Genomic DNA, 23,199 nt, shown 5'->3' with positions numbered 1-23,199 from the left:
CAGCACTAGTGTACAGATATGAGCGAGTCGACTGAGCAACTGGAAGTGTGGTGTGCAGGCGAAGACTGGTGTCCTGTTACCTCCACAGCGACGTTGATCGGCAAGAAGTGGCACACCGTTATTCTCCATCGATTGCTTGCCAACGGACCGCTTGGGTTCAACGCACTGAAAGAAGAAGTCGGCGGGATCTCGAGCAAAGTGCTCTCGGACTCACTCGAGGATCTCGAGGCCAAACAGCTGATCGAGCGGTCGATCGTCAGCGAAAAACCGGTTCGAGTCGAGTATTCGTTGACCGAACACGGGAAATCGCTAGAGCCAGTGATTCAGGAGATGGCTACGTGGGGACAGGAACACCTGACGGCTGCACGGGACAAGGAAAGCTCGATCGCTTGATACGTCCTCCGACATGACCGATGTGGGATCCCGGCCGCCGTTAGGATATGAGGATCTACAGTCCATGATCTCTCAATTGAGGTCGATATTGTGACTGACTTGCACTCTCGACGAACCTATACGAAACGTTATCGCTAATGTAGATGGGAGTGAGATCTCATGATGAGCGCTTCTCACGACGTATCACGATTCGAGGGACCAAGAGAAGCTCACTCCGTGAGCAACAGTCGTTCCCGGACGGCTTCTGGAATGCGACGAGTTGCTGTCTCAAGCCCACAGGGCATGGAACCCAACGCGATCCTGAACACCGGTCAGGAACTGGACTACGGGCCAGATGGGAGCCGTGGCGAGAGTTACGTGAGGGCTCATACGCACGGACGATTAGACTCGAGGCGGAGCGATTATGTACAAGAGCCGCTCTAAGCGAGGGAAACGAACTGCGAGATTCATCTCTGTAAACTCCATCGAGAGTGGACCGATGAGAACGTCCGTCCAGCCCAACGGACCACCACGGCTAGTACTCCGTCACGCGTCGACGTGCGAGTCGAACCAGAGAACCGCGATCGATTCGACCCGCAACGTCAGGCGTGACGAACCACTAGTGTGGACAGCGCTCCGAGCGCCATGGCAGTAACGAGACGAGCGGTGCTCGAGCAACTCGCGACAGCCAGCGATAGCGATCCGCGAGAAACGACGACGATTGGTGCGCTCGCAGCAGCACTCGAAGCTGACGAACGCACGATTGAATCCCACCTCCACGGGTTGGCGGACTGCGAACTGGCTCGGATCCGATCGGACGGGAGCGTCCGAGTGACAGTTACTGGTGAAGAACTGCTCGAACTCGACCTCGACGAGCTAGTGATCGTTGATCCGGAGACGATAAATCCGGATAAATGAGATGAGTTAGTATTTAGCACGTGCCCACCTAACGATGTCCTAGACGGAGGCACTGGAAACAAATGTCTAATAGCGAGACGACCGACCCCGAAGGACCACAAGAGGTCCAGTACGATCCATCAGCCACACGATACGATCTCTTCGAGTGTCCCGACTGTAATAACGTCGTCCTCGTCCTCGGTCGCGACGATCCGCCGGTGTCTTGTCACGACAAACCGATGGAACGCGTGACTGACGTGGAAATGAGCGTCAAGCCGCCGGATGTCAGGCAGGTACTGCTCCAGGCCTTCGGGCTCCCGAAAGCCGGACTGGACATCTGCCTGTGTGTCATCGGAGAGGGCCCGCTGTCGGCGAACGAAGTGGCCGAGACGCTCGGGTACGACCGAAGTACAGTCACCCGGTATCTGAACAAACTGGTCGAACTCGGGCTCCTCCGGCGGTCGGAACTAAACCGGGAAGCGGGCGGTGTCGTTAACGTCTATCATTCGGTCGATCTCGAGCGCATGCGTCGCGAGACCCTGATCGGGTTTTACGTCTGGGCTGGCGAGGCAGCTGCCCTCATCGAAGATGCGAACCTGACCAAACAGGACTATCTCGAAGAGAACCCCGATCAAAAGCTACCAGACGTGTTCTGGGAATCGTTTTCAGGACGTGACGGCTGACAGAGACTGCGCGCGACGAACCGGGGACTATCGGTTGCCCTCGAGTACCTTCGCTGCGGTCAACACGGGATCCCAGGTCGTGTTGAACGGTGGCGCGTATGCGAGATCGTAGTCGGAGAGTTCGGCGACGGTGATACCTTCGGTAACCGCCCCAACGAGTGCGTGGCTTCGGTGGACAGCACCTTCGCCGTACTCGGAAACAAGACTGCCGCCCAACACGCGTCCGGATGGACGGTCGGCAGTGAGCGTCACGCGTACTGTTCCACCCTCGGGGTAGTAGCCAGCGCGTGATTTCGCGTCGATCGTCTCCGTGATCGGATCGAAGCCAGCCTCGCGAGCCTCGTAGTCGAGGAGCCCGGTTCGAGCCGCCTCGACGTGAAAGGCTTTGACCGCAGCCGTCCCCGCGATACCACCACCTTCGGTCGGGTTGCCAGCGACCGTCTGGCCGATCGCTCGACCGTGTCGGTTGGCAGTCAACGCAAGGGGGACGGACATCGGCTCACCTGTAACAACATGCTCAGCTTCCGCGCAGTCTCCTGCTGCGTAGACGTCCGGCAGGTTCGTCTCCCGATATCGGTCGGTCGCGATCGCGCCCGTCTCGCCGAGTTCGATTCCAGCAGCCTCGGCGAGCGTTGTCCGTGGACGAACACCGGTTCCGACGAGCACCATTTCGACGGGGACACGCTCGTCGGTCGTCACGACAGCCTCGACCGCCTCGTTTCCGGCGAGTGCTTTGACTTCCGTGTCGAGATAGACTGCGACGTCTTGCTCCTCGAGATGGGCGAGAACGGTCTCGCTCGTGGCCTCGCTAAACTGTTTCAGCACGCGATCGCCACGCTGGAAGAGATGAACCTCGAAATCGTTCGCAGCTAACGCTTCGGCCATCTCGACGCCGATGTATCCACCACCAACGATGCCGACAGGGCCATTGCATGTTTCGAGGAACTGGCACGCTGGACCACGGTCGGGCTGTTGGAGGTCCCCCTCGCTCCGAGCACGGCTGACGTACTCGCGGAGCTCCTTCCCATCCGACATCGAGCCGAGCGTGTAGACGCCCGTTCGGTCGATCCCATCGATCTGCGGCGTGACTGCAGTCGCGCCGGTCGCTACGAGCAAGTGGTCGTACTCCTGGACGATCTCGTTGCCGTCGGCGCGGGCCGTCACGGTTCGCGTCGTCGGATCGATATCGACGACATCGTGGCCGGTTCTGAGGTCGATATCCCGCTGCTCGCAGAACTGCTCGGGCGTGACCGAGACGAGGTCGTCGAGCGACTGTATCTCGCCTTTGATGTAGTACGGGAGGCCACACGCCCCATACGAGACCCACTGCCCTCGCTCGAATACGACGACGTTGAGGGCCGGATCGTCGCGTTTTGCTTTGCTTGCTGCTGACATCCCTGCGGCGTCACCGCCAACGACAACGAACGTACTCACGAATCGAACTTTGCGGGAACGGGTATAACTGCGGCTCGAGTGTGTACTTTGGTTTCCAACCCGCCTCACGGGCGTGCAACCGAACTGAACCGGCGCACGGGGTTCTTTACCACAGCTACTGTTCAGTACTGTACCTATGGCTAATTTCGACGTCATCGTCGTCGGCGGAGGAACCGGGAATAACGTCGCTGCGGCTGCCGCCGACGCTGGGCTGGACACCGCACTGGTTGAGCCGGGACCGTTGGGCGGAACGTGTTTGAATCGGGGCTGTAACCCCTCGAAGATGCTGATTCAGGCGGCAAACGCTGTAAATCACGTCCGTGGGGCCGAGCGGTTCCACGTCGATGCCACCCTCAATGGAATCGATCACGCCGCTGTCGTCGACGAGATGGACGACCTGCTCGGCGGGATTGCCGAGGACATGAAAGATCGGTACCGCGAAACGGACAATCTCACGCTGGTTACGGAGTACACCGAGTTCGTCGATGAGCGAACGCTCGAGCTCGGAGGCGAGACCGTCACCGCCGAGAAGGTCGTCGTAGCTACGGGGAGCCGGCCGATCGTCCCGCCGATCGACGGCCTTGACACCATCGATTACCTCACCAGTCAGGACGCCCTCTACCTCCGCGAACCGCCCGAGAGCCTTGTCATACTCGGTGGCGGGTACATCGCAGTGGAACTGGGGTACGTGTTCCAGTCGATGGGCACCGCGGTAACGATCGTAGAGATGATGGACTCGCTCGTGCCTCGGGAAGACGACGAGATCGCTGCAACGTTCACCGAACTCGCCGCCGAGCGCCACGACGTTTACACCGGCCATCGCGTGACCGCCGTCGAAGAGCGCAGTGCTGGCCACGCCGTCCACGCAGAGACGGCGGATGGCAGGGAACTGACCGTCGAAGGGAACGAGGTGCTCGTTGCACTCGGCCGACGGCCGAACAGCGACGAGCTAGGGCTCGAGGCGGCAGGCATCGACGTCGACGATCGTGGATTTATCGAGACGAACGAGTATCTCGAGACGAGCGCCGAGAACGTGTGGGCCCAAGGCGACGTCGCCGGGAACGCGTTGTTCAAGCATTCCGGCGACTACGAGACGCGGCACACAGTCGCGAACGTCGTCCACGAGGAGCGAAGGGCAATCGACCTCTCGGCGATGCCCCACGTCATCTTCACCGACCCCCAGATCGCCGGTGTCGGCGCGACCGAGACGGAGCTTCAGGACGACGACAGGGAGTACGTCGTGGGACAGGCCGACTACAGCGACTCGGCGATGGGACGAGCGAAGAAGCTCGAGCACGGATTCGTGAAGGTACTCGCCGACCCGGACGGCGGAATTCTGGGCGTCCACGCCATCGGCGACGAGGCGTCGACGCTGCTTCACGAGGCAGTCCTCGCGATGCGACACGACCTGTCGGTCGACGGCGTGGCCGGAACGATCCACGCACATCCGACGTTGAGCAAGGTCCTCGAGGCCGCGTTTCGAGAGGCGACGCGACAATGAGCGAGTCGCAGACGGCCACCGAGTATGAGGTGATCGTCGTCGGTGGTGGGCCTGCAGGGATGACGGCGGCACTGTACAGCACGCGACTGGGTCATCGGACGGCGGTCGTCAGTCGTGGCGGCGGTCGGGCGGCGATGATGCAGGAAGTTCATAACCTGCTGGGCGTTCGCGAGGAAACCAGCGGTGCCGAATTCCTCGGTATCGGGCGGGAACAACTCGAGGCATACGGCTGTGACTTCTACCAGGATATGGTCAGCTCGTGCTCCCGCGAGGAGGAGGGACTGATCCGACTATCGGGCAACAATGACGACTACGACGCAGAGATCGTGATCCTCGCGACGGGGTTCAACGACGTCCGCCCGGAACCGCCGCTGCCGCGGACCGGTCGCGGGCTCCACTACTGCCTGCACTGTGACGCCCACATGTTCGTCGACAAGTCGGTCTACGTGATGGGCCACTCGGAGAGTACGGCCCACGTCGCGGGAATCATGCTAAACTTCACCGACGAGGTCGACCTGCTCACCCGCGGCGACGACCCCGAGTGGAGCGATGAGACGGCAGCTATGCTCGAGCGCCACCCCATCGATGTCGTCCACGAGGATGTCACAGGCGTACAGAACGGCGACGATGGCTGGTTGAAAGCGCTTAAATTCGAGGACGGGACTGTCCGGGAGTACAAGGGCGGGTTCGCCATGTACGGTGCCGAGTACAACAATGGCCTCGCCCGCGAACTCGGCTGTGAAATCAACAACGACGGGACGATCGAGGTCGGCGATCACGGGCAGACCTCCGTCGAGGGCGTCTACGCCGTCGGCGACTGTACGCCGGGCCACAACCAGGTTCCCATCGGAATGGGCCAGGGCGCAAAAGCGGGGATCGACGTCCATTTTCAGCTGCGCGATTTCCCGCGGGACTCCGACATCCTCGACGAACAGGGGCCGGTTCGCTCGGCGGAAGTCCCGGGGATACCGGACGAGCTGCTCGAGCAGGCGGTCGATTTCCACACCTACGACTGAAACGGTTCCCTGTCACTGATTTCCGGCACACTCACATGGCAGGTCACGAGCCCGACAGGACTGCCAAAAGTCCGTATGAGGGGGCTCGAGCGCCGCTGTAATCGATCTCAGCTCGATGCGGTCGCGATGTCAACCCTCCCGGCGATGTACGCCAGACTGGCAAGCAGCAGCACCACGCCGAGCGGCAACAGCCAGGCGAACAGTGTCAACAGGAGGCCGCTCGCCTGTATCCCGAGTGCGATCAGGATGACGGGGCCACAGCAGACTGTCCCGGACAGCAGGGCCGGCATCGACGCGAGCAGCCCCGAGCCAGCTCCGATCCCGCAGGTCGCCGGTTGGACGACTGCGAGGTAGGTCAGTCCGAGGTTGAGGCCGACGAGGCCGGCTATCGCAAGCCCGATCGTAACATCGATCGGTGACACCAGAAGTCGGACGACGCCGGTGTCGAGCAGTGCGACGGCCTCGAACGACGCGGGGCCGGTCCGTTGAACCATCCGAACCAGTGGATCGTCGACGACGATCAGGTTCGGGGCAACGCTGGGTCGCATCGCGAGGTCGCCGATGGCCCAGAGGAAAGCCGCGAGGTAGCCGATCCCGACGAAGGTGGCAACCGCCAGCGAATCGCGGCGTCTGACGACGAGCGCCGTCGCGGCGATCGTCTCGTCGACCCGCCGCCTCGGCGCTGGGTCGAACTGAGTCCAGGTGCTCATCCGTGGACCTCCGTCGAGGGGTAGAAGCCGTACCAGGCGAACCACATCGCGTCAACTCCGATCACGCGCTCGAGCGGGAGCCCGTCCGCTTCGTACTCGTCGCCGTCGAGGATGAGTGCACTGCCGTCGAACGCGACCGACCGGGCGTCGGGGTTGCGGTAGACGTAGCCCGTATCGAGTCCCTCGTCGTAGGCGGTCACGTAGGGAACGTCGCCAACTGAGCCGACGACGACCCCGCGCTCTCGGAGCGTCGACTTGGGAACGGCCAGCGCCCCGTCGGCGCTCCGGGCCCCGACGACGATTTTCTTCGGGGGGAATCGGTCATCGCTAGCCAGCGGGTCGAACAGCAAGCTCTCGTCGTCGTAGTAGCCGGTTCGGGGGTTGTACTGCCCGTAGGGATCGCCGCCGTAATCCCGGACGTGGCTGGTATTCTCGGCCAACACGGTCGTCTCCGGATGTCGATCGCGCCACCGTCTCCACGTCGTCCACGTCACCTGAAACTCCGACAGGTACGCTCCTTCGTGTGGGCCGCGGATCCCCCGCGCGAGCACCTGCGACCACCACGTATTGCTCCCGCGGTCGTACATGATGAGATTACTGTTGACGAGTTGGCCGGAGACCCCGAACTCGCTCGCTCCGCGGTAGAACCCCTGCGTCGTCCCGGTCAGCGGACAGTATGTCACTGCGACAGCTTCGTCACCCACGACATCGTTGACGATCTCGTGCCATACGAGGACGTACTGGGGGTACGCCTTCGCGTCGCCGTTCAGTTCGACGCCGAAGACTGGATCGTCGGGCGACAGCCTCGCGGGCGGATCGTCGGCTGTGGCGAACTCGGGCTCGTCGATCGAGGGGATACCGTCCTTGCCCGGGCCGCCGGAGAAACTCGCCTCGTCGAGTTCGTCGGTCGCGTATGCCTCGGGGAGCGACCGGTCGACCATGGGCGGAGCGCTGGTGATCGCACTCCCGTCATCGCCCGAGATGGGCGCGAAGGAACCGTCCAGACAGCCAGCGAGCGCAGCGAGGCCAACGCCGCCGACCGCACCGAAGAAACACCGCCGGGAGACGCCCACACTCTCGTATCTCTCTGGCATACTCGTCGGTTGGAGCGCGACACTCATAACCGAGCGTCAGTCGTGTGTGACCGACACACAGCAGCGTTCTCGCCGAACGGGACGTTCCGAGCGGCCGTCTCTGCCGCGGAGAACAGCGTCGAGTGGCAACCGACGAACCGGGACGGCGACACGACGACTGCGGGCTGCACGCCGGCCTCATGATCGGACCGCTCGAGGTCGAATGCTCGAGACTGCCCTCGTCACGAGCCCAGTCTCGAGTCCAGAAACTCGCGGGCTCGTTGATTGCCCAGAGACCGGAGTTCGTTGAGAAACGCCGGATCACGGTCGACCTTCGTCGAGCAGTGAAATCGTGTTCCCATATGGATACGGCGGATCGTCGTCTGCTGAAACTCGTCGTTGGGGAGTTTTCCGTCCGCGATCCATTCGTTGACTCGCTCGATAAATCCTAACTGTTGATTGAGGGAGATATTCCCCGACAGTTCGTTGCGCCGGTCGGCGATGACGTCTAACGTGCCAGGTTCACCCTCGAATTCTTGAGGGTTTATCTGTATGATCCACAACTCTTCGGGTTTGCGTTCCGGCGGAAGCCCCATCAGATCGTTAACCGGAGGATTCTGCGAGAACAGGCCATCCCAGTGGAGGTGCCCGTGGATCTCGACAGCCTCGAACAGGTTCGGAACCGCCGCCGATGCGAGGACAGCATCGACGGTAACCGCTTCGTTGACGAACGTCTCGAAGACGCCAGCGTTGATGTCGACCGTCCCAATCACGAGTTCCGGGACCTGCTTCTGACAGAGGTCCGGGATCGCGTCGAAGTCGATATGTCGCTCGAGCACCGTTCTGATTCGCTGCTTCCCGACCTCCGGTCCGAGTACCTGATACGGACTGATCGAGGGGAGCGGGAAACCGGCACTCTCCAGTCGCGAAATCGTCGTCACCAGAGAGTTAAGCCAGCGATCCTGTCCCCCGTCGGCTGCTAGATCAGTCCAGAGTCCATCGAGGATCGCACGCGCCCGGTCGGCATCGCCAGTGACAAGCCCGTACCACATCCCGAGCGCGTTGAACGCGCCACCGGACGTACCGCTGATCCCGACGAGGTCGTACGCGTCGTCCCACTCTGCGAGCAGCGTTCGGAGGACACCCGCAGTGAACGCTGTATGGCTGCCACCGCCCTGACAGGCGATGGCGACACGCGTCGGGTCGCCCTCACTCATACGTCGTCGTGTAGCCGCCATCCCAGAGCATGTCACCGCCATTAAGATGTTTGCCGTGCCGGGAAAACCCGAACACGAAGAGGTTCGCCACCTCGGCCGGCGTCATCATCTCTTTCGTCCGGGCCTGCCCGAGCATCACGTCTTCGACGACTTCCTGCTTGGAGATGCCGCGTTCCGCGGCCGTGTCTTCGATCTGATTCACCATGAGCGGCGTGAGGACGTATCCGACGCTGACCGAGAACCCACGAAGCGTCCCCTCGCCCTCGGCAGCGATGGCTCGAGTGAGCCCCTGCAGCCCGTGTTTCGCGGTGATGTAGGCAGGCTTGTCCTGGGTCGCATAGTTCCCGTGGACCGAGGACATGTTTCCGATGGCACCGACGCCGTCGTCGGTGGCACGAACGTGGGCCATTGCGTACTTCGCTGTCAGGAACGGTGCCCGCAACATGATGTCCAGCAGCAGGTCGTACTTCTCCATCGGGAACCCCGAGATCGACGCGATGTGTTGCATCCCCGCGATGTTCGCGACGTATCGAAGCTCACCCTCTTCGGCCGCGGCGTCGATCATCGCCTTGACATCGGCGTCGTCGGTGAGGTCGGTCGGAACCGAGTGAATCTTGCCCGGCACGTCGAGATTCTCGGCGAGTTCCGTCGTCTCTTCGAGGCCGTCCTCGTCAATGTCGGCACCGACAATCGTGAGACCGTTCGCTGCGAGGGCGACCGCAGTCGCCTGTCCGATGCCAGATGCGGCCCCCGTCACGACGGCCGTGGTTTCGGGGCCGAAGTGTGGATCCTCGAGAACGAGCAGGTCGTCGGTCGTAAGCGTCGGTTCGGTGAGATCGACCTCACTGGGAGACATACGCAGGGCTATGCGGGCAGCACATATAGTGTTATAACGGCTGTGTCCCACAGATACACGGCGAGGATCGGCAACGCGCTCGAGTGGACACGACTCAGACGAGTACCTCGCTCCCAAGCACCATCACGCCTACGATCGCGAACACGATGCCGAGCGCCGGTTCCATGATCTCGCTGGGGACGTACTTGCCGACCCGCGTCCCGACGGTGCCGCCGATCAGCACGCCAGGGATCGACCAAGCAACGACATACCAGACCGGTGTGGCAGCGAGCGCGTGGACAGCAGCGCCGGCGATCGCAGCGATGGCGAGTACGAACACACTCGTTGCGATCGCCACCCTGGGTGGGAGTCGACACCGAACGATCAACTGCGTCGTCGTGATCTCCGGGAGTCCGGCGCTGATCAGGCCGGTTATGAACCCACCGGCGGTCGCGAGGCTGAGACCGGGCGGTCGCCAGCAGGTGTCGTACCTGAACGTCTCGCCGTCGGTCGTCTCGATGACGGTCTCGCCACGACCGGTGTTCTTCTCTTCGAGGAACGTGCCTTCGCCCTCACCCGGAACGCACTTTTCGGGCGGGTCGTAGTAGACGAGAAAGGTCCCGAGAAGAAGTAACCCGGCTCCGAAAGCGATGGTCAGCAGCGTCGTCGGGACGTGATGGGCGGCGAACGCCCCCACTACCACGGCCGGCACTGCACCGAGGAGGAGCCACTTCGCGGTCGCATAGTCGACTGTCCGCTGACGAACATAGTTCAGCAATCCGTTACCCATGCCGAACACTTCGGTCAGGAGGCCAGCGCCGATCGCTTGCGAGGGCGAGAGGCCCACGACCAGCATGAAGAACGGGCTGAAAAATAACGCGCCCGAGACGCCCGAGGAGAGCGCGACCAGCGAGAAGAGAATCGACGCCGGAAACACCCACCAGTGGGCGAAAAACTGTTCGACCGGAAACCCAGCCGGCACGGGAAGCGACTGGAGCACGACATCAACGAGTCCGAGTCCGGCCAAACCAGACGCCGCGGAACCGACGAGTATCCCGAAAACACCGACGAAGCCGCTGATCACGGCAGTGCGGTTTTTGATCATCGACGGGCAGGTCGGGTGCCGTTACTGTCGTCGAAAACGGTCGGCGGGAATCTATCTGTCCGAAGTATCATGTTGTGATATCGCTGTGGTCGTCACGAGTCAGCTGCCGATTCATCGAACAGTTCTGCGATCGACTCCTCGTCAGGGATCCAGCCGACGAACTCGCCGCCCTCGAACGGGAGATCGACGGCGGCGACGTAGTTACACAGTCCGACGTAGAAATCGACGAGGAGACCGAGTGCGACGATCTCCCCTGGCGAATACTGTCGCGAGAGCGCCTCGTGGATCTGGTCGGTGACGGTGCCGGATTCGACGGCCCGAGCGTACTGGAGCAACACGAACTCGGCGTCATCGAACCCGGAAAGATCATCGCCGCCGATCGCTCGCATCTCCTCGAGCGTGACGCCCTTATCGCGGGCGATGTCGACGTGCTGGTGCCACTCGTAACGGGCACCTCGGGCTCGAGCGACAGTGAGGATGACCAGCTCCTTGCGTCTCGCTCCGAGCTGATCGTACAGCGTGTTCAGATACTCCAGCGTGGCCTCGAGCACCTCGGGGTTGTGCGCCCACGCGCGGAAGATATGGCGGTCGCCGAGGTAGTCATCGGTGAACAAGTGGTGGTACTCCTCCGGAATGTCGTCCAGTTCGAGCAGGGGTAGTCGTGACATGTGGTTCACTCGCTTATGCGATGATTCCAGCCCCGACGATTGCACCCAAGACGACACCGTATACGATGTGGACCGTCCCGAACATCGTCATCATGCCACGGTCGGGCTCAATTCCGAGGACCGTTCGCATCCAGAAGGCCATCCCACCGATCATGAGGACGATCCCGTAGACGAGACCGAGCGCCACGCTACTCCCGATCGAGCCGAACTCGAGACCAAGTAACGGGACGCCGACGACGAAGACGACGCCAGCCCCAATGCTGTACAGGATGTGCAACATCAGCCCAAGCATCGCGTAGTCGTCAGGATCACCATCGGCGAACGTCGAGACGAACTGTGCTGTCGGTGGCGGTCCATCGTCGCCCATCACAATCATCAACAGAGTCATACCGATCGTTGCGATGACGCCACCGGCCAGCCCGGCACGTATGGTTGCCATGCTGTCTGAGACGCACGACGGCTATTAAGCCGCGGCGCGGTCGTTAAATTCAGTCGCACACCCAATCCACAACCTGTCTGTACGACCATCCAGTCACACGTCACCCCTCGAGCAGTATCGTTGATCTGTAACATCCTCTCCGGCGTGAACAGTAGTTACCGATTCAGATTTCAGGGGGATTGTTAGAGCGTGAGGAGGTCAAGGTAGCTCAAGCGGGTCGGTAACAGAAACATACAGCAGCAATTAGTTATTCAATTTTGTAGGTCTTGTCAGCGTTCAGAAATCGATTGAGGGCCCACAGCAGAACCACGAAATCAACGTCGACGCCACTCTTGACGTACTCGAGACTGCCCGCACTCACGATGCACGAGGCGTCTTGGCGAGATATGCGACCACTCACTACCTGCTGAAGCGGAAACCGACGACTGAATTTGCTCAACAGAACGATGCTGAATCGTTTCTAGTCCGAACGGGTCCGTGAGATCTCGTTTTTCCAATAATCTATCGGTGTGACAACCTCAACATCAGTTCCTTTAATGAAATCAAGGATATTAATGAAATCTTCCTGAGATACCCACTGATCATTCTGATTTCCAACTGTATGGGCTGAGAGAACAACCAACATATTGAACCTCGCTGCACGTTGAATCTGCCGTTTTACGTGAGAAATATTATCAATTGCAACCCGATTAATTGTGAGTGGGTCTGTTGGGGGTGTCCCACTCAACCCCTCACTGGTCATATAATTAGTGTAGTGAAAAACCTCGATTATTTCAAGCGTGTCTGGGCTAACCTTTCCAAAGGGAGCAACAAAATGGTCGGCACCTTCCTGATATCCATTAGTCACAAGCCATTCTTTCGCACGAATAATCTCCTGTCGCTGGCGTGCCTGGGAGTACATCGGTAACGGCTCCTCAAGTTGGGGATGGGAAAGGAGATCCCAGCCATCAGCATGATATGTCGCAAGTTGGTCAGCAGATAGATGGCCCCCTGCATTTACTAAATCGGGGATAACGGCGATAGCACCCGAAAGTCCGCGTCGGTGCATCTCCTCATAGGCAGTGGAGACGCTTGCACGGTTATCATCAAAAATCAACATTACACGCCCTGTATCTGCTGTGGGTTTTGTTTTAAATCGGTCGAGAAGGACAGCCTGGTCTTCGGCAGCGACTTCAATCTGCATCCGGGAAATATTCGTCGAGTCTGGTGAACCAATTTTATTAGTTGGACCGACCTCGATACCAAACCAAGTATTAGCAAGATCCTTAGACAGATACTGTGATGTGATCAATTGATTCTGCTCATCTGGGGCGAGTAACCGAATTCGAATTTGGCTTGGTACATTATTTAAGGCCTTAAGCCAGAAACAGATGGTGTTTTCACCAATGTTAAAAGGTTCATCAAATACATGCTCTATCTTTCCTATCGGATTCGAGGCAAGACGAAGAGAGCTCGAAGAACCATTTATCGATTCTCTTTCAAGGGTGAATTCTCCAGAAAGAGACATCCATGCATCGATTGAATTAAGATCGGTACGTAGAGTTCCACGTTGAACCGTGATGTTACGACCGGAGCGATCTACACGGAGCGAATCTGTGGGAATCGGTTGTTTTTCTGTCCCATGAGAATTAGACCGAATTGACGAATGGATTTGTCTAACACCTTCACGGACAAGTAATGTTCCCCCCATCGCCGTACCAAGTGTCCCGAGAAATGCTCGACGAGACTTCTTAGTCATTTTCGGCCTCCATATCTATCGTTGAGGTGTTGGTCTTGTTCCTCGTGCTATCCGGTGTTTTTGAATTATCTGGCGAATGGTCCCGAGATTGCGTCCACTTCAGATCTTTTTGAAGCAGTATGTCAAGCAGTGACTTTATTATAATTGCATCAATTATATGCTTGTATACCACCACTACAAGTGGTGCATAAATGCATAACAAGACGTCATTCTCATCTAAAACGAGAGCAAATAAGCTTGCAATCATTTGGAGAAGTGTGAATATTGCCAGCATTGTAGCGACGTATAATATATTTCCCATTGCCAATTGGCTAATGATTGTCCAGAGAATGACGATTGTCGCAAAAGGCATAACAAACAGTGAAATAATTTGATAAGGGATCAAGATACCTGTAAGGTTATTTACTCTCTTGTCCCAAAGTAGATCTCGATGTTTGGTCAATGTCTCAATATTTCCCCAATTCCACCGAATCCGTTGTCTGTAAAGAGTCCTCCATGTTCTAGGGGCATCTGTATAAACGAGCGCGTCACTCGCTTGTACATTCCACCCAGATTTAAGAAGTTTAATCGTGACATCAAAATCCTCTGTCATAGTATCGCCGTCAAATCCGCCGACCGATTCAAGGGCAGTTCGCCGGTAACAGCCGAGACAACCCGGAACAACGTTCACGAACCCTAATACTGCAAATGCTCGGCGGAAGGTGTTAATCCCAAGAGCATATTCTAGAGCTTGTAATTTCTCAACATGAGATTGGACACGAAGGAGTTTCACCGTACCTGCTACAGCTCCAATATTCGCGTCTGCTTCTAGATCGGCCACAATTTGGACAAGTGCTGTCTCTGTTATAACAGAGTCGGCATCCACAGTAACAATGACATCACCGGTTGCTTGTTCGAGTCCTGCATTAAGCGCAGAATGTTTTCCTCCATTTGATTGTTGTATGATTTTCACATTGTTTGTTGCATGATTTTGTGCTACATCGTAGGTGTTATCTTCACTCCCGTCATCAATCACAATAATCTCCTTGGGGATGGGATACTGACTATCTTTCAAGGAGTCAAGGCACCGTCCAATATACTCCTCTTCATTGTATGCAGGGACAAGTATTGAGAGAGTCGAACTTGGTGATCTCTTTCCGCTAGATGACTTGTTTATGTGTTTTTGATACCAAGCGGCTGGTATAATAAACCAGAAATAGAAAAACACCACTAACAGAGCACTGAAAACCACTATTTGAGGAATAGAGTAGTTATACTTCATCATATACATAAATGACAATGATAATGATAAAACAAAGAAGGGGACCCAAATAGGTATTACAGACATTTTCAAGTTGGTAGTATAGTCCTCAAAGTATGTGAGGAATATGTGGTAAGCAAATCCAAGGATCCCGATCAGCAAGCAGATCTCCACGAGTGGCGCGGGAAGTAAATAAAGCAGAAGCCCAAACACAAGAACAGAAAGAGCAAAGACATAGATTTCCCTGCGCTGTTCGTTGAGACTTCTTAGTGCACCTCTGATATCATTACCCATCCAACTGATGGCTGGATCCTATATATGTTTGTAATAGTCCTGCTACCGACGACAAGATCAGCGGCAGTGGGTTGCCACGCGTGTTCGGCGAGTTTAGGATCGGCCTACTCGTAGTAGACTGAGAACTCAGCTAGTGCGACGGCAATCAGCAGGACCTCGCGACGATCAGTGAGTGACATTCCTGCCGTTGGTCGCGGCTTCTGATAGAAACATCAGTATCAGTCGACATCACTACCTGCTGGCAGCGCAGTCATGGCACAGTTCGACGGGCTGGTAGTCCTGATCAGATGGATCATACATAGTCATCTCCTCGATCTCGTCGTCCTCGAGGACATCCCCACAGGCGAGTGCTCGTTTCTCGCCGTCCTCTTTTTCGATAACGGCAGATACTCGGTGCCACCGATCGGCCGCCTCCTTCACCCACGACCACTCGGGATTGTCTTCATCGACGAGATCAAACGGATCGGGTTACAGACGAACCCTTGTTAGTTGCAGTCTTAGATAGCTATCTTAGACGTCTAAGATAGATAGTGGTCTTCAATCGAGGGCAACAGTCAGTTCTCGCGATAGTCGGTTGCTGCCCATCGTGGCAAGTCCCACTTCGTCTTCGAAGTACGCCTCGAGTGGGAGGTTGCAGGCCGTGTTCTCTCAAATTCCCGGCCGTGTTTTGAGCAAACCCGTCTCAGACACCAGTAATCAAATCGGTTTAAGTGAGATATGATTGACAGGCCGGAGTTTGTGGTATAATCAAATGCAGACTCGAGACCTTCCGGAAGAGGCACCCGGGCACTATCGCGAGTCTCATCCACACCCATATTATATTCCGGACAAGCTCCCCCTCTCGACACGGCTCGATGTCGACGACGAACTCACGGAGCTTATCGCCGATGCGTCCTTTCAACTCGGCCGAATCGACGGTATCAGTCCAACCATCGATTTCTCGCCGGTTCTCTACAAATGGTTCGTCATTTTCTCCCTGTCCGAGAATCACGGTAGGACGGGCGATCTCGAGATCCGGACAGGGCTTGTCCCCGCGTCAGATGGGACGTTCAGCCGCTGACTGTGGCGTGATCTCCCCACTCGAGATGGTTATCCCCAAAAGGAGTGCGGGGACTCGAAAGGAGTCCACCGTAGCAACTCATGAGACGAAGAGACACAGCAATCGCGTCGACAGCCACTGAAACAACGCAGCTCCTGAACCGAGAGATCGCCAGATGACTGACCGCGGTAAGTGTCGGATGCCGACGTGTCCGGAACCTGCTCGTGATCGTGCAGGATATGCTGGTCGGTTCTGTTCGGACAGTTGTGAGGTCCGCTACGAGCCCCTCCAAGCGGACCGCTCGAGATGCTGCAGTAGATGAAGCTGCGGATCAGTACTGATGCTCGAGCAAATCGATCACCGTGGCAAGCGCTTCACAATCAGTGCTAACGATACTGTTCCCCACAACCAGGACACCCCACTTTTCTGCCCAATAAAATAGCTATTGGTCCCTGAAAAGCTATATTCTTTATATTTTAAGTGGTCGACAGGCATGTATTACTCGATTCGCCAAACAGATGGGTTCAAACAACCGGAGCTGTTGTAATTAAACGAATAACGATGGCCTCCCAGTCGGAGATTGAGCGACTCAAACTGGAAGCAGACACGATTATGACTCGCTACCAGGAGGTTGAGCAGGCGTTGGAACGGGCACGTAACGAGGATGGGAAACACTGGGAGACAGAAGAAATCGAGATTACACTCGAAACGCCGCATGGCGAGGAGATTGATGTCGCGCTTGATCTCCACGCGAATCCAGCGCGGAACGCTCAAGCGCGATATGACCAGGTCGCCGAACGTGAAGCTGAGCAAGAGCGACGACAGCAAATCACCGATCAACTGGATCCACTCCCAGCAGATCCGGTTGCGTATCTTATTTGCTATCATCTCAATACTGTCGAAGGGAATTACCCAAAATCGATTGCTGGACACCTTGACGCGGAGCGGAGCCAAGTGAGAACGCTGTGTAAGGAGATGGAACAGTCGGGGTTGCTCGAACGCGTTGAATCTGGAACTGTCAAGCAGCGTCGAGTCAAGGCGAAGATGGCTGACGAAGTCCGCCAGCATCACACCTACTACCGGCTGTCACGGGACGGGGATCATCTTCTCCGATTTCTCTCTGAGCGCGAGGGGAAGGTGAACGTCTTACGACACCTCCCAGATGGAAAAGCGGTCGTCCAGCGACTTTCCCGTACTGGTCCGGACGCTCCTCGTGCGACTGCTGCAGAGTGGGAGATGGAGTTCGAGTACGTCAGACACCTCTACCGGGCACTTCGACGCGTGGGACTCCTTACGCAGTGCGATGGTGAGCCAGTCGATGGCGAAGCCCGATCAGCGATAGACCGTACGTACTATGCGACGACAGAGACCGGCGATGATCTGCTCGAATCGGTTGGAAGCGGATGACCTAGCGATTGTCAATCTTCCGTGCTGTTCGGGAGAAGAAACGGCCACTATTCTAGACGCTAGCTTTCACTTTTATTCGGAGACCGAGGATCTCGCAGGGACACTCGGACATGGGAAGACCGATGGTAACGCAGAACGGCAGCACTTCAGCGGTGTCCGTTCACTCGAGTTGAACGAGAACCTCGCACTCGAGGCAGCTCGGCTACAAGATGAATTACTTTCTAACGGCGAACGGGTGGCCGTTCGAGATCTCATGATCACGGCGACTGCTCGCTCGCCCAGCGATCAGCTCGTCGTTGCAGCTTCTGGTTTTCGGACGGACGCCCTCGAGTCGAAAATGCGAGTGACGAACCCTCGTGACGAGTAAACTGCCCCAGTTGTCGTTGCGCCCTCAGCAGCGGGTGGTCAGTCCAGGAACCACGATCAGGGTTCGTCCGGAGATACCTGGCGCGGAAAGACTTGACCCCAGACGTGCTTGTCCAAGAGCCTGACCGTCATCGGCTGCTCAACCGTGATGCAACAGGAGAGTCGCGGATAGCCGAACCGAACTGCTGCGGTGTCATGCCAGTGGGTTGGATCTGGCGCAGGATCGACCGCAACGGTACAGGTCGAACACAAACCTCGCCCACCGCAGTTTGCATACTGTGAAAGAGTGCCATAGACAGGCAAGTCGTGGTCGAGCAACGAATCTCGGAGGTTTGCACCGGGTTCGACCTGAATAGTGGTTTCCTCGCTTCCGGTGATGACCTGCACCGGAATTCTCTCAACCATAGATTTCGGTACGTTCTCATGCCGCATGATTCTATCGGGGACGATAGGAAATACAGCAGTAAGCCACCGACACAGAGTCTGCCGAGACTAGTCCCAGACTCGCTGCGCCGAATGCCCGACAACTTCCGGGTCGGCGTTAGTGTGTCCGAGAATTGCTACAGAGTCGGACAGACGGCTGTGGAGTAACGTTCAGTACAGAGTGTGAACTTACCGCTGCGGGTAGCGATTAGCATCCGCCGGGACGGGGTGAAACCCCGCGACGGCGGCCGTTTGGCATCATCAGAACTGTGTTACAGTTCTGATTAGCAGTCAGAACGCGCTGCGTTCTGACAACATCAACGGGGTTTGCCGGGGGTTGAGGCTGGCGTCGCAGACGCCAGCCGATGCTCCCGGTAAAAGAGGTTGCTGTATTCAACAAACGACCAGAGTTGAACCCAATCTGATAAAAGCAGTGTAGTCAGCGTGCTATAACAGACGGAGGAAGTAGCTAATTAGCAGAAGCGCTCCGACAACAGCGAAACTCGAGATACCAGGGAAAGATTCACTCGCATAGCTCCGTCCAAAGGAGAGGGCGCTAAGCAGACAGACAATCAGTAGCTGAAAGACGACTACGGCTTCCAATCGTCGCTGGAGAGAACGAGTATCCATAGTATCTCTCGTTCTATTCAGAGCACAACCGTCTCGGCAGGGATGCTATTACTCTCCTGGAAGAGATTGACAGTCTGCCTCAAGGCGAATATCCGGTGATCCGTCCTGAGCGTTCTCAATATATATCTCAACACCCGCCTCATTTGCGCCATCACATGGGAGTGGCGGTTGCTCGAAACCTGGCCAGTCGCGTTCAAATCGCATTCCGTCAACAGTCACGACGATGGTCTCGGGTGCAGTCGATGCTGGAAACGTCGCATCTTCGTCAGCCTCATTGCTATCTGAGAGTTGGTAGTCTTTCTCAAAAATGATGTCCCCCTCCGGGTTTGTGATCGTGACAGTAACGTCGTGAGTTTCGTCACGATCACCCAGATACATTGTTACCCAATGTGGATCGGATTCTCCCCTGTTTGAATTCGGAGATAAACCCAGGGCAGTACAGCCACTGGTGGCGATGAGTGCCGCGGTCGAACTGGCAAGCAACGTTCGTCGGTTTATGGAGGGCATCTAAGTTACAGAGAACAATATCGAGAAATATGAACGCTGCTATGAACAGTATATAGACACCGTCGCATAGGAACCGCCACAGTCGGTGTGTTCGGCTGTGTTGAATCGCCATACGGCGGTGGATTTCATTGTTTGACGGCCTGCTTGATGTTATAGACGACACACATCAAGGCGATTTCACGGAACTCTCGATACCAGGTACGCGCTCGCACGGCGTAGCCGAGCGAGCGCTTGACAGCTGAGTTGACGGTTTCGGTCATTGACCGCTGAGCGTACCGATCGTCGTCAATGCGGGCGTTATGTGCGTGATCGTACGGAGCGAAGATCCGGTGTTTGATCAGTGGGCGAATGTCGAGTTCACGTAGTCGTTCTCGGAGTTGTTGCTTGTCATAGCCTTTGTCAGCGGCAAGTGACCGCAGATCGCCCGCATTCCGGCGGGCGATCTGCTAGGCGAGGTCTGCGTCGCTTCCTTCTAACGTCGTCGAACAGTGGAGATCAAGAACGGCTTGCGTTGCTGTATCGACGAGTTTTGTGACTTTAAGCGTTTGAACGCGGTAATTCGTTCGTTGGCAGTAGTGGCGGCTCGCACGATCACGTTCGTAGAATGTTGCGTCGATAGCAGCGTGTTCGGATGGATCGTGTAACTGCGCCGATTGGCGCAGCAACACTCGACAGACGCTCATACTGATCCGGTCGAACGCCTTACATAACGTGGATGGTGAGGGGAGATCGGCCGTGCTGAGGCCGATCTCCCCGGTTATTTGTGGCATCTCCTTCAGCAGGTCAATCGTCATTCGGTAGGACGTATCGAGGTAAATCCGCAGACAATGCAGGGAAACGAGGGCATAGTCGGCGAATCCGCCGCCACCCTTCGGGGCGGCGGATTCGTCTCCATCGCCAGTAACGTTTTGAGCAATCGGCACAACTGCTCCAATGAAGCGGGAGATTTGGGTCATGAACAACTGAAGTCTCCCGCTTCAAGACCTTCGATTTAGCGAACCATTCCGCCGCCGTCTAGTGATTCAACACAGCCGCACATTGTTAATTTCAAAGCGTTATTCAGATAGCGTATTTGAGCGTTTTCTCGTCCCTGTTTTCGATATAATTCTCGCCACAGTTGGAACGCTCTGAGATATTGCGTTAGCTTGTCCCTTGAGCTGCCTTGATACGAGGAGAGCAACCGCCGCGTCAGCAACGCGTAGCTCTTGCAAGTGTTGACGTGTACCTCATCGACGTATTCACCGTCACCGTGGACGACGTATTCACGGTCGAACGCCTCGTCTTCTTCAAGCGGTTCGTACGCGCGAAAGTCGTCAGTATAGACGGTCAGCGACTCCTGTTGACCGTCGGCCAGTTGGACTACTCGTCTCCGTCGAACTCGAATTCAGCCCAGGGGCGAGTGTAGTGATTGGTGACTATTTCGGAGGACTCGATACTGAAGCCCATCGAAGCGAGGGTGTTGGTGATTTCGGTCAGGTCCCGGGTGTCAGTGGCGACGACCTCGACGTAGATGTTGTGCGTGCTGGTGAGCATCTCTCGGACGTCGACTACCCCGTGGTGCTCCAGTGCGTTGACGGCCAACTCCTCGCGCTCGTCGGCGGGGGCGCTACAGACGAACAGCACGTGCAACGGGTAGTTCGCCAGCTCGTAGTTGATCTTTGGGAAGTACCCCTCGATAATACCTGTCTCTTCCAGGTTCTCGATGCGGTTGCGGACGGTGCTGGCGGAGACGTCCACTTTCTCTGCGATTTCGGCAATCGTAATGTTCCGGGCATCCTTCTGTAGCAAGAACAGGATCCCACGATCGACATCGTCGAGTGCGGCTTCACTCATAGCTTCGTACAAACCCGCCATCTGCGTAAATCTTCGTCCGTGCGCGGGAATCCACACAGTCGGTGTATCACACAGCGAGGGCGACGCACCGAGGTTGCTCATTCGAAAGCAGAACTGCGAATTTTGCACATACTGGGATTATATTTGCGTAATATGGAACATTCGAGCAAATATTTATATATTATCCCATCTTAGGGAGGGTGATGGTTTCACACGTCACGTCGCATCGGGTGGTCGAGGCGGTAGCCTGGAAAGAGGGCGTCTCGCCGACCGAGTTATCCCCACCCTTGTTCAGCGTCATCGATCCGGAGGCACTGGACACGCTCGTTCAGGAGGATGCGGACTCGAACACCAGTCAGGTGGAAATCGAGTTCACATACCTGGACTACGTCGTTCAGATCCGGAACGATCCCACAGTGAGCATCTCAGTCCAGGATGGAGACAAATCGATGGAGAATCCCGAGTCCTTTTCTGAACAGTGAGCAGGTTTGAGGAGTACTCCCCTCGGAACTTCGTCTTCTCAGGAGAGTGCGAATACGCAGAGGAAGCCGCAGTGATTCTTCATTCGTACTTAATCCACGATATCCATCAGTGACATCCTCCTCGCCGTAAACAGTAGACGCCGAACCTAATTTACGACACTGCTGGTAGGTTGTCTATGGTGAAGACAACCGAAGCAAAACAGGTCTGTCAAGCTGCATCAGCTCTTCTTTATCCAGAACTTGACTTTGAGATCAAGCCCTGTGGGATGTACACGAGAGAGGACTTCGAAAGTCCTCTCTCGTATCGCTTTCGAGCAGGAATTCGCCAACACAGGCGGAAAAACACACCAGTTGAACCAAGATAAGCCGGTTGACGTCACGTCCACAGCTCGAAATCCGCTTACAAAATCGCTCCTCTACCACCTGCGGAATCTGGACGCGGACGCCATCGATGATCAGTTCGATGGCGTCCGGGACGATCTCTTCGAAGTTCTTCGGAAACGTCGGCTGTTACCAAGCTGTGTCGACGTTGCGATCGACCTTCACGAATGGCGATTCTATGGCTCAGCCGAGACAGACCACGTTCTCATCACCTATCCAGACCAGAGAACGACTCGGACGTATTGTTTTGCGACACTGTATATCGTGGCACCTGGAACACGGTTTACGCTTGCAGTGCTCCCGCTCGAAGAGAACGGCTTCCGCGCCAAGCGCGAAGCCGTTCGAACCCTGTTAGAGACTGCCCAGAAGTATGTCTCGCTTAGACACGTCTATCTTGACCGCGGCTTCTATCAGGTTCACGTTGTCGCGGAACTGGAACAACTTGGTGTCGATTACATCGTTCGTGCGCGTCCAAGCAAGGGCATGAAAGACCGTCTCAGCGCCGACGCTGAGACGGTCGTTGATGACTATCTCATGCAACGAAAGCGAAAACCGACTGCGTCGGTGGCTGTAACAGTCTTTGCTGTCCCACACCGCTCGAAAGAGAATGAACACGTGTGGTTTGTCACAAACCGAGAGATAGCGCCTGATGCAGCACGAGCGTACGCGGCGGCATTCCGCCGCCGATGGGGGATCGAAACCTCATACCGACAGATCGGTGACTTTCTTCCGAGAACGTCATCGCCGACGTTCTCGGTGCGGTTGTTCTACTTTCTGTTTACAGTCGCGCTGTACAACCTCTGGGTTCTAGCGAACGTCCTCGTCACCGGTGGCACAATTCCTGGGAAGCCACCACTCTCGACGAAGATCTTCCGTGAATTCGTGCTTCCAACTGACTACGGGTAGAAT

At 56.8% G+C, this 23,199-nt stretch carries 24 protein-coding genes and 2 pseudogenes; 11 read left to right on the top strand and 15 right to left on the bottom strand.

The window, feature by feature from the left end:
- The first annotated feature begins 18 nt into the window (after positions 1-18).
- From BDK88_RS19280 to BDK88_RS19270, 3 genes are all read left to right on the top strand, one after another.
- Positions 19-393 (top strand): winged helix-turn-helix transcriptional regulator, encoded by a 375-nt coding sequence (locus BDK88_RS19280; RefSeq protein WP_130501778.1) that lies wholly within the window; start codon positions 19-21, stop codon positions 391-393.
- Positions 394-1,017: 624 nt separating this feature from the next.
- On the top strand, positions 1,018-1,290 hold the full coding sequence (locus tag BDK88_RS19275) for a hypothetical protein (protein ID WP_130501777.1): 273 nt from the start codon (positions 1,018-1,020) through the stop codon (positions 1,288-1,290).
- 62 nt (positions 1,291-1,352) lie between these two features.
- Positions 1,353-1,952 (top strand): helix-turn-helix domain-containing protein, encoded by a 600-nt coding sequence (locus BDK88_RS19270; protein ID WP_130501776.1) that lies wholly within the window; start codon positions 1,353-1,355, stop codon positions 1,950-1,952.
- Between the two features lie 27 nt (positions 1,953-1,979).
- Here BDK88_RS19270 and BDK88_RS19265 read toward each other — a convergent pair whose 3' ends face one another.
- On the bottom strand, positions 1,980-3,386 hold the full coding sequence (locus BDK88_RS19265; RefSeq protein ID WP_277613493.1) for an FAD-dependent oxidoreductase: 1,407 nt from the start codon (positions 3,384-3,386) through the stop codon (positions 1,980-1,982).
- 136 nt (positions 3,387-3,522) lie between these two features.
- Between BDK88_RS19265 and BDK88_RS19260 the strand changes: the two genes are divergently transcribed.
- Both BDK88_RS19260 and BDK88_RS19255 read left to right on the top strand, forming a co-directional pair.
- Complete coding sequence (locus BDK88_RS19260) at positions 3,523-4,887, top strand: dihydrolipoyl dehydrogenase family protein (RefSeq protein WP_130501774.1); 1,365 nt, start codon at positions 3,523-3,525, stop codon at positions 4,885-4,887.
- On the top strand, positions 4,884-5,903 hold the full coding sequence (locus tag BDK88_RS19255) for an NAD(P)/FAD-dependent oxidoreductase (protein ID WP_130501773.1): 1,020 nt from the start codon (positions 4,884-4,886) through the stop codon (positions 5,901-5,903). Before BDK88_RS19260 ends, BDK88_RS19255 begins: the two co-directional genes overlap by 4 nt.
- Before the next feature lie 107 nt (positions 5,904-6,010).
- On the opposite strand, the gene BDK88_RS19250 is transcribed toward BDK88_RS19255, so the two are convergent.
- The 9 genes from BDK88_RS19250 to BDK88_RS19210 all read right to left on the bottom strand — a co-directional run bounded on the left by BDK88_RS19250 (position 6,011) and on the right by BDK88_RS19210 (position 15,222).
- Positions 6,011-6,613: a hypothetical protein gene (locus BDK88_RS19250; RefSeq protein ID WP_130501772.1), complete on the bottom strand. Its 603-nt coding sequence runs from the start codon at positions 6,611-6,613 to the stop codon at positions 6,011-6,013.
- Entirely contained in the window at positions 6,610-7,707 is a 1,098-nt protein-coding gene (locus BDK88_RS19245) for a DUF3179 domain-containing protein (RefSeq protein WP_130501771.1), read from the bottom strand. The genes BDK88_RS19250 and BDK88_RS19245 overlap by 4 nt, the downstream gene beginning before the upstream one ends.
- A 221-nt stretch (positions 7,708-7,928) precedes the next feature.
- Positions 7,929-8,903 carry a patatin-like phospholipase family protein gene (locus tag BDK88_RS19240; RefSeq protein ID WP_130501770.1) on the bottom strand — a complete coding sequence of 325 codons (975 nt, stop codon included), beginning with the start codon at positions 8,901-8,903 and terminating at the stop codon, positions 7,929-7,931.
- Positions 8,896-9,759 carry an SDR family oxidoreductase gene (locus BDK88_RS19235; RefSeq protein WP_130501769.1) on the bottom strand — a complete coding sequence of 288 codons (864 nt, stop codon included), beginning with the start codon at positions 9,757-9,759 and terminating at the stop codon, positions 8,896-8,898. Before BDK88_RS19235 ends, BDK88_RS19240 begins: the two co-directional genes overlap by 8 nt.
- Before the next feature lie 94 nt (positions 9,760-9,853).
- On the bottom strand, positions 9,854-10,843 hold the full coding sequence (locus tag BDK88_RS19230) for a sulfite exporter TauE/SafE family protein (RefSeq protein WP_242611736.1): 990 nt from the start codon (positions 10,841-10,843) through the stop codon (positions 9,854-9,856).
- Between the two features lie 92 nt (positions 10,844-10,935).
- Positions 10,936-11,511 (bottom strand): carboxymuconolactone decarboxylase family protein, encoded by a 576-nt coding sequence (locus tag BDK88_RS19225; protein WP_130501768.1) that lies wholly within the window; start codon positions 11,509-11,511, stop codon positions 10,936-10,938.
- A gap of 13 nt (positions 11,512-11,524) precedes the next feature.
- Positions 11,525-11,950, bottom strand: a complete 426-nt coding sequence (locus BDK88_RS19220; RefSeq protein WP_207225340.1) for a hypothetical protein — start codon at positions 11,948-11,950, stop codon at positions 11,525-11,527.
- 460 nt (positions 11,951-12,410) lie between these two features.
- Positions 12,411-13,688 carry a polysaccharide deacetylase family protein gene (locus BDK88_RS19215; RefSeq protein WP_130501767.1) on the bottom strand — a complete coding sequence of 426 codons (1,278 nt, stop codon included), beginning with the start codon at positions 13,686-13,688 and terminating at the stop codon, positions 12,411-12,413.
- Positions 13,681-15,222, bottom strand: coding sequence for a glycosyltransferase (locus BDK88_RS19210; protein ID WP_130501766.1), 1,542 nt, complete (start codon positions 15,220-15,222; stop codon positions 13,681-13,683). Before BDK88_RS19210 ends, BDK88_RS19215 begins: the two co-directional genes overlap by 8 nt.
- 252 nt (positions 15,223-15,474) lie before the next feature.
- On the opposite strand from BDK88_RS19210, the gene BDK88_RS19205 reads away from it, so the two are divergent.
- The 4 genes from BDK88_RS19205 to BDK88_RS19190 all read left to right on the top strand — a co-directional run bounded on the left by BDK88_RS19205 (position 15,475) and on the right by BDK88_RS19190 (position 18,035).
- Positions 15,475-15,711, top strand: coding sequence for a hypothetical protein (locus BDK88_RS19205; protein ID WP_130501765.1), 237 nt, complete (start codon positions 15,475-15,477; stop codon positions 15,709-15,711).
- Between the two features lie 262 nt (positions 15,712-15,973).
- On the top strand, positions 15,974-16,282 hold the full coding sequence (locus BDK88_RS19200; RefSeq protein ID WP_242611735.1) for a hypothetical protein: 309 nt from the start codon (positions 15,974-15,976) through the stop codon (positions 16,280-16,282).
- 540 nt (positions 16,283-16,822) lie between these two features.
- Positions 16,823-17,668, top strand: a complete 846-nt coding sequence (locus tag BDK88_RS19195; RefSeq protein ID WP_130501764.1) for a DUF2250 domain-containing protein — start codon at positions 16,823-16,825, stop codon at positions 17,666-17,668.
- Between the two features lie 169 nt (positions 17,669-17,837).
- A complete protein-coding gene (locus BDK88_RS19190) occupies positions 17,838-18,035 on the top strand; it encodes a PIN domain-containing protein (protein WP_207225354.1) in 198 nt (65 codons plus the stop codon).
- Between the two features lie 56 nt (positions 18,036-18,091).
- On the opposite strand, the gene BDK88_RS19185 is transcribed toward BDK88_RS19190, so the two are convergent.
- The 5 genes and pseudogenes from BDK88_RS19185 to BDK88_RS19165 form a co-directional block, all read right to left on the bottom strand.
- Positions 18,092-18,439 carry a 2Fe-2S iron-sulfur cluster binding domain-containing protein gene (locus BDK88_RS19185; RefSeq protein WP_130501763.1) on the bottom strand — a complete coding sequence of 116 codons (348 nt, stop codon included), beginning with the start codon at positions 18,437-18,439 and terminating at the stop codon, positions 18,092-18,094.
- A 696-nt stretch (positions 18,440-19,135) separates the two neighbouring features.
- Positions 19,136-19,594, bottom strand: a complete 459-nt coding sequence (locus tag BDK88_RS19180; protein ID WP_165397010.1) for a hypothetical protein — start codon at positions 19,592-19,594, stop codon at positions 19,136-19,138.
- A 125-nt stretch (positions 19,595-19,719) separates the two neighbouring features.
- Positions 19,720-20,550, bottom strand: a pseudogene (locus BDK88_RS19175) (IS5 family transposase).
- 35 nt (positions 20,551-20,585) lie between these two features.
- Positions 20,586-20,948, bottom strand: a pseudogene (locus BDK88_RS19170) (transposase); the annotation flags it as partial.
- Between the two features lie 5 nt (positions 20,949-20,953).
- Complete coding sequence (locus BDK88_RS19165; protein ID WP_130501762.1) at positions 20,954-21,427, bottom strand: Lrp/AsnC family transcriptional regulator; 474 nt, start codon at positions 21,425-21,427, stop codon at positions 20,954-20,956.
- Between the two features lie 203 nt (positions 21,428-21,630).
- On the opposite strand from BDK88_RS19165, the gene BDK88_RS19160 reads away from it, so the two are divergent.
- Positions 21,631-21,909, top strand: coding sequence for a HalOD1 output domain-containing protein (locus BDK88_RS19160; protein ID WP_130501761.1), 279 nt, complete (start codon positions 21,631-21,633; stop codon positions 21,907-21,909).
- Between the two features lie 351 nt (positions 21,910-22,260).
- Entirely contained in the window at positions 22,261-23,196 is a 936-nt protein-coding gene (locus BDK88_RS19155; RefSeq protein WP_242611734.1) for a transposase, read from the top strand.
- Positions 23,197-23,199: the final 3 nt, after the last annotated feature.

This window comes from Natrinema hispanicum (assembly GCF_004217335.1).
In the GTDB taxonomy this organism is placed as follows: domain Archaea; phylum Halobacteriota; class Halobacteria; order Halobacteriales; family Natrialbaceae; genus Natrinema; species Natrinema hispanicum.
This window is presented reverse-complemented; position numbering and strand designations above follow the sequence as displayed.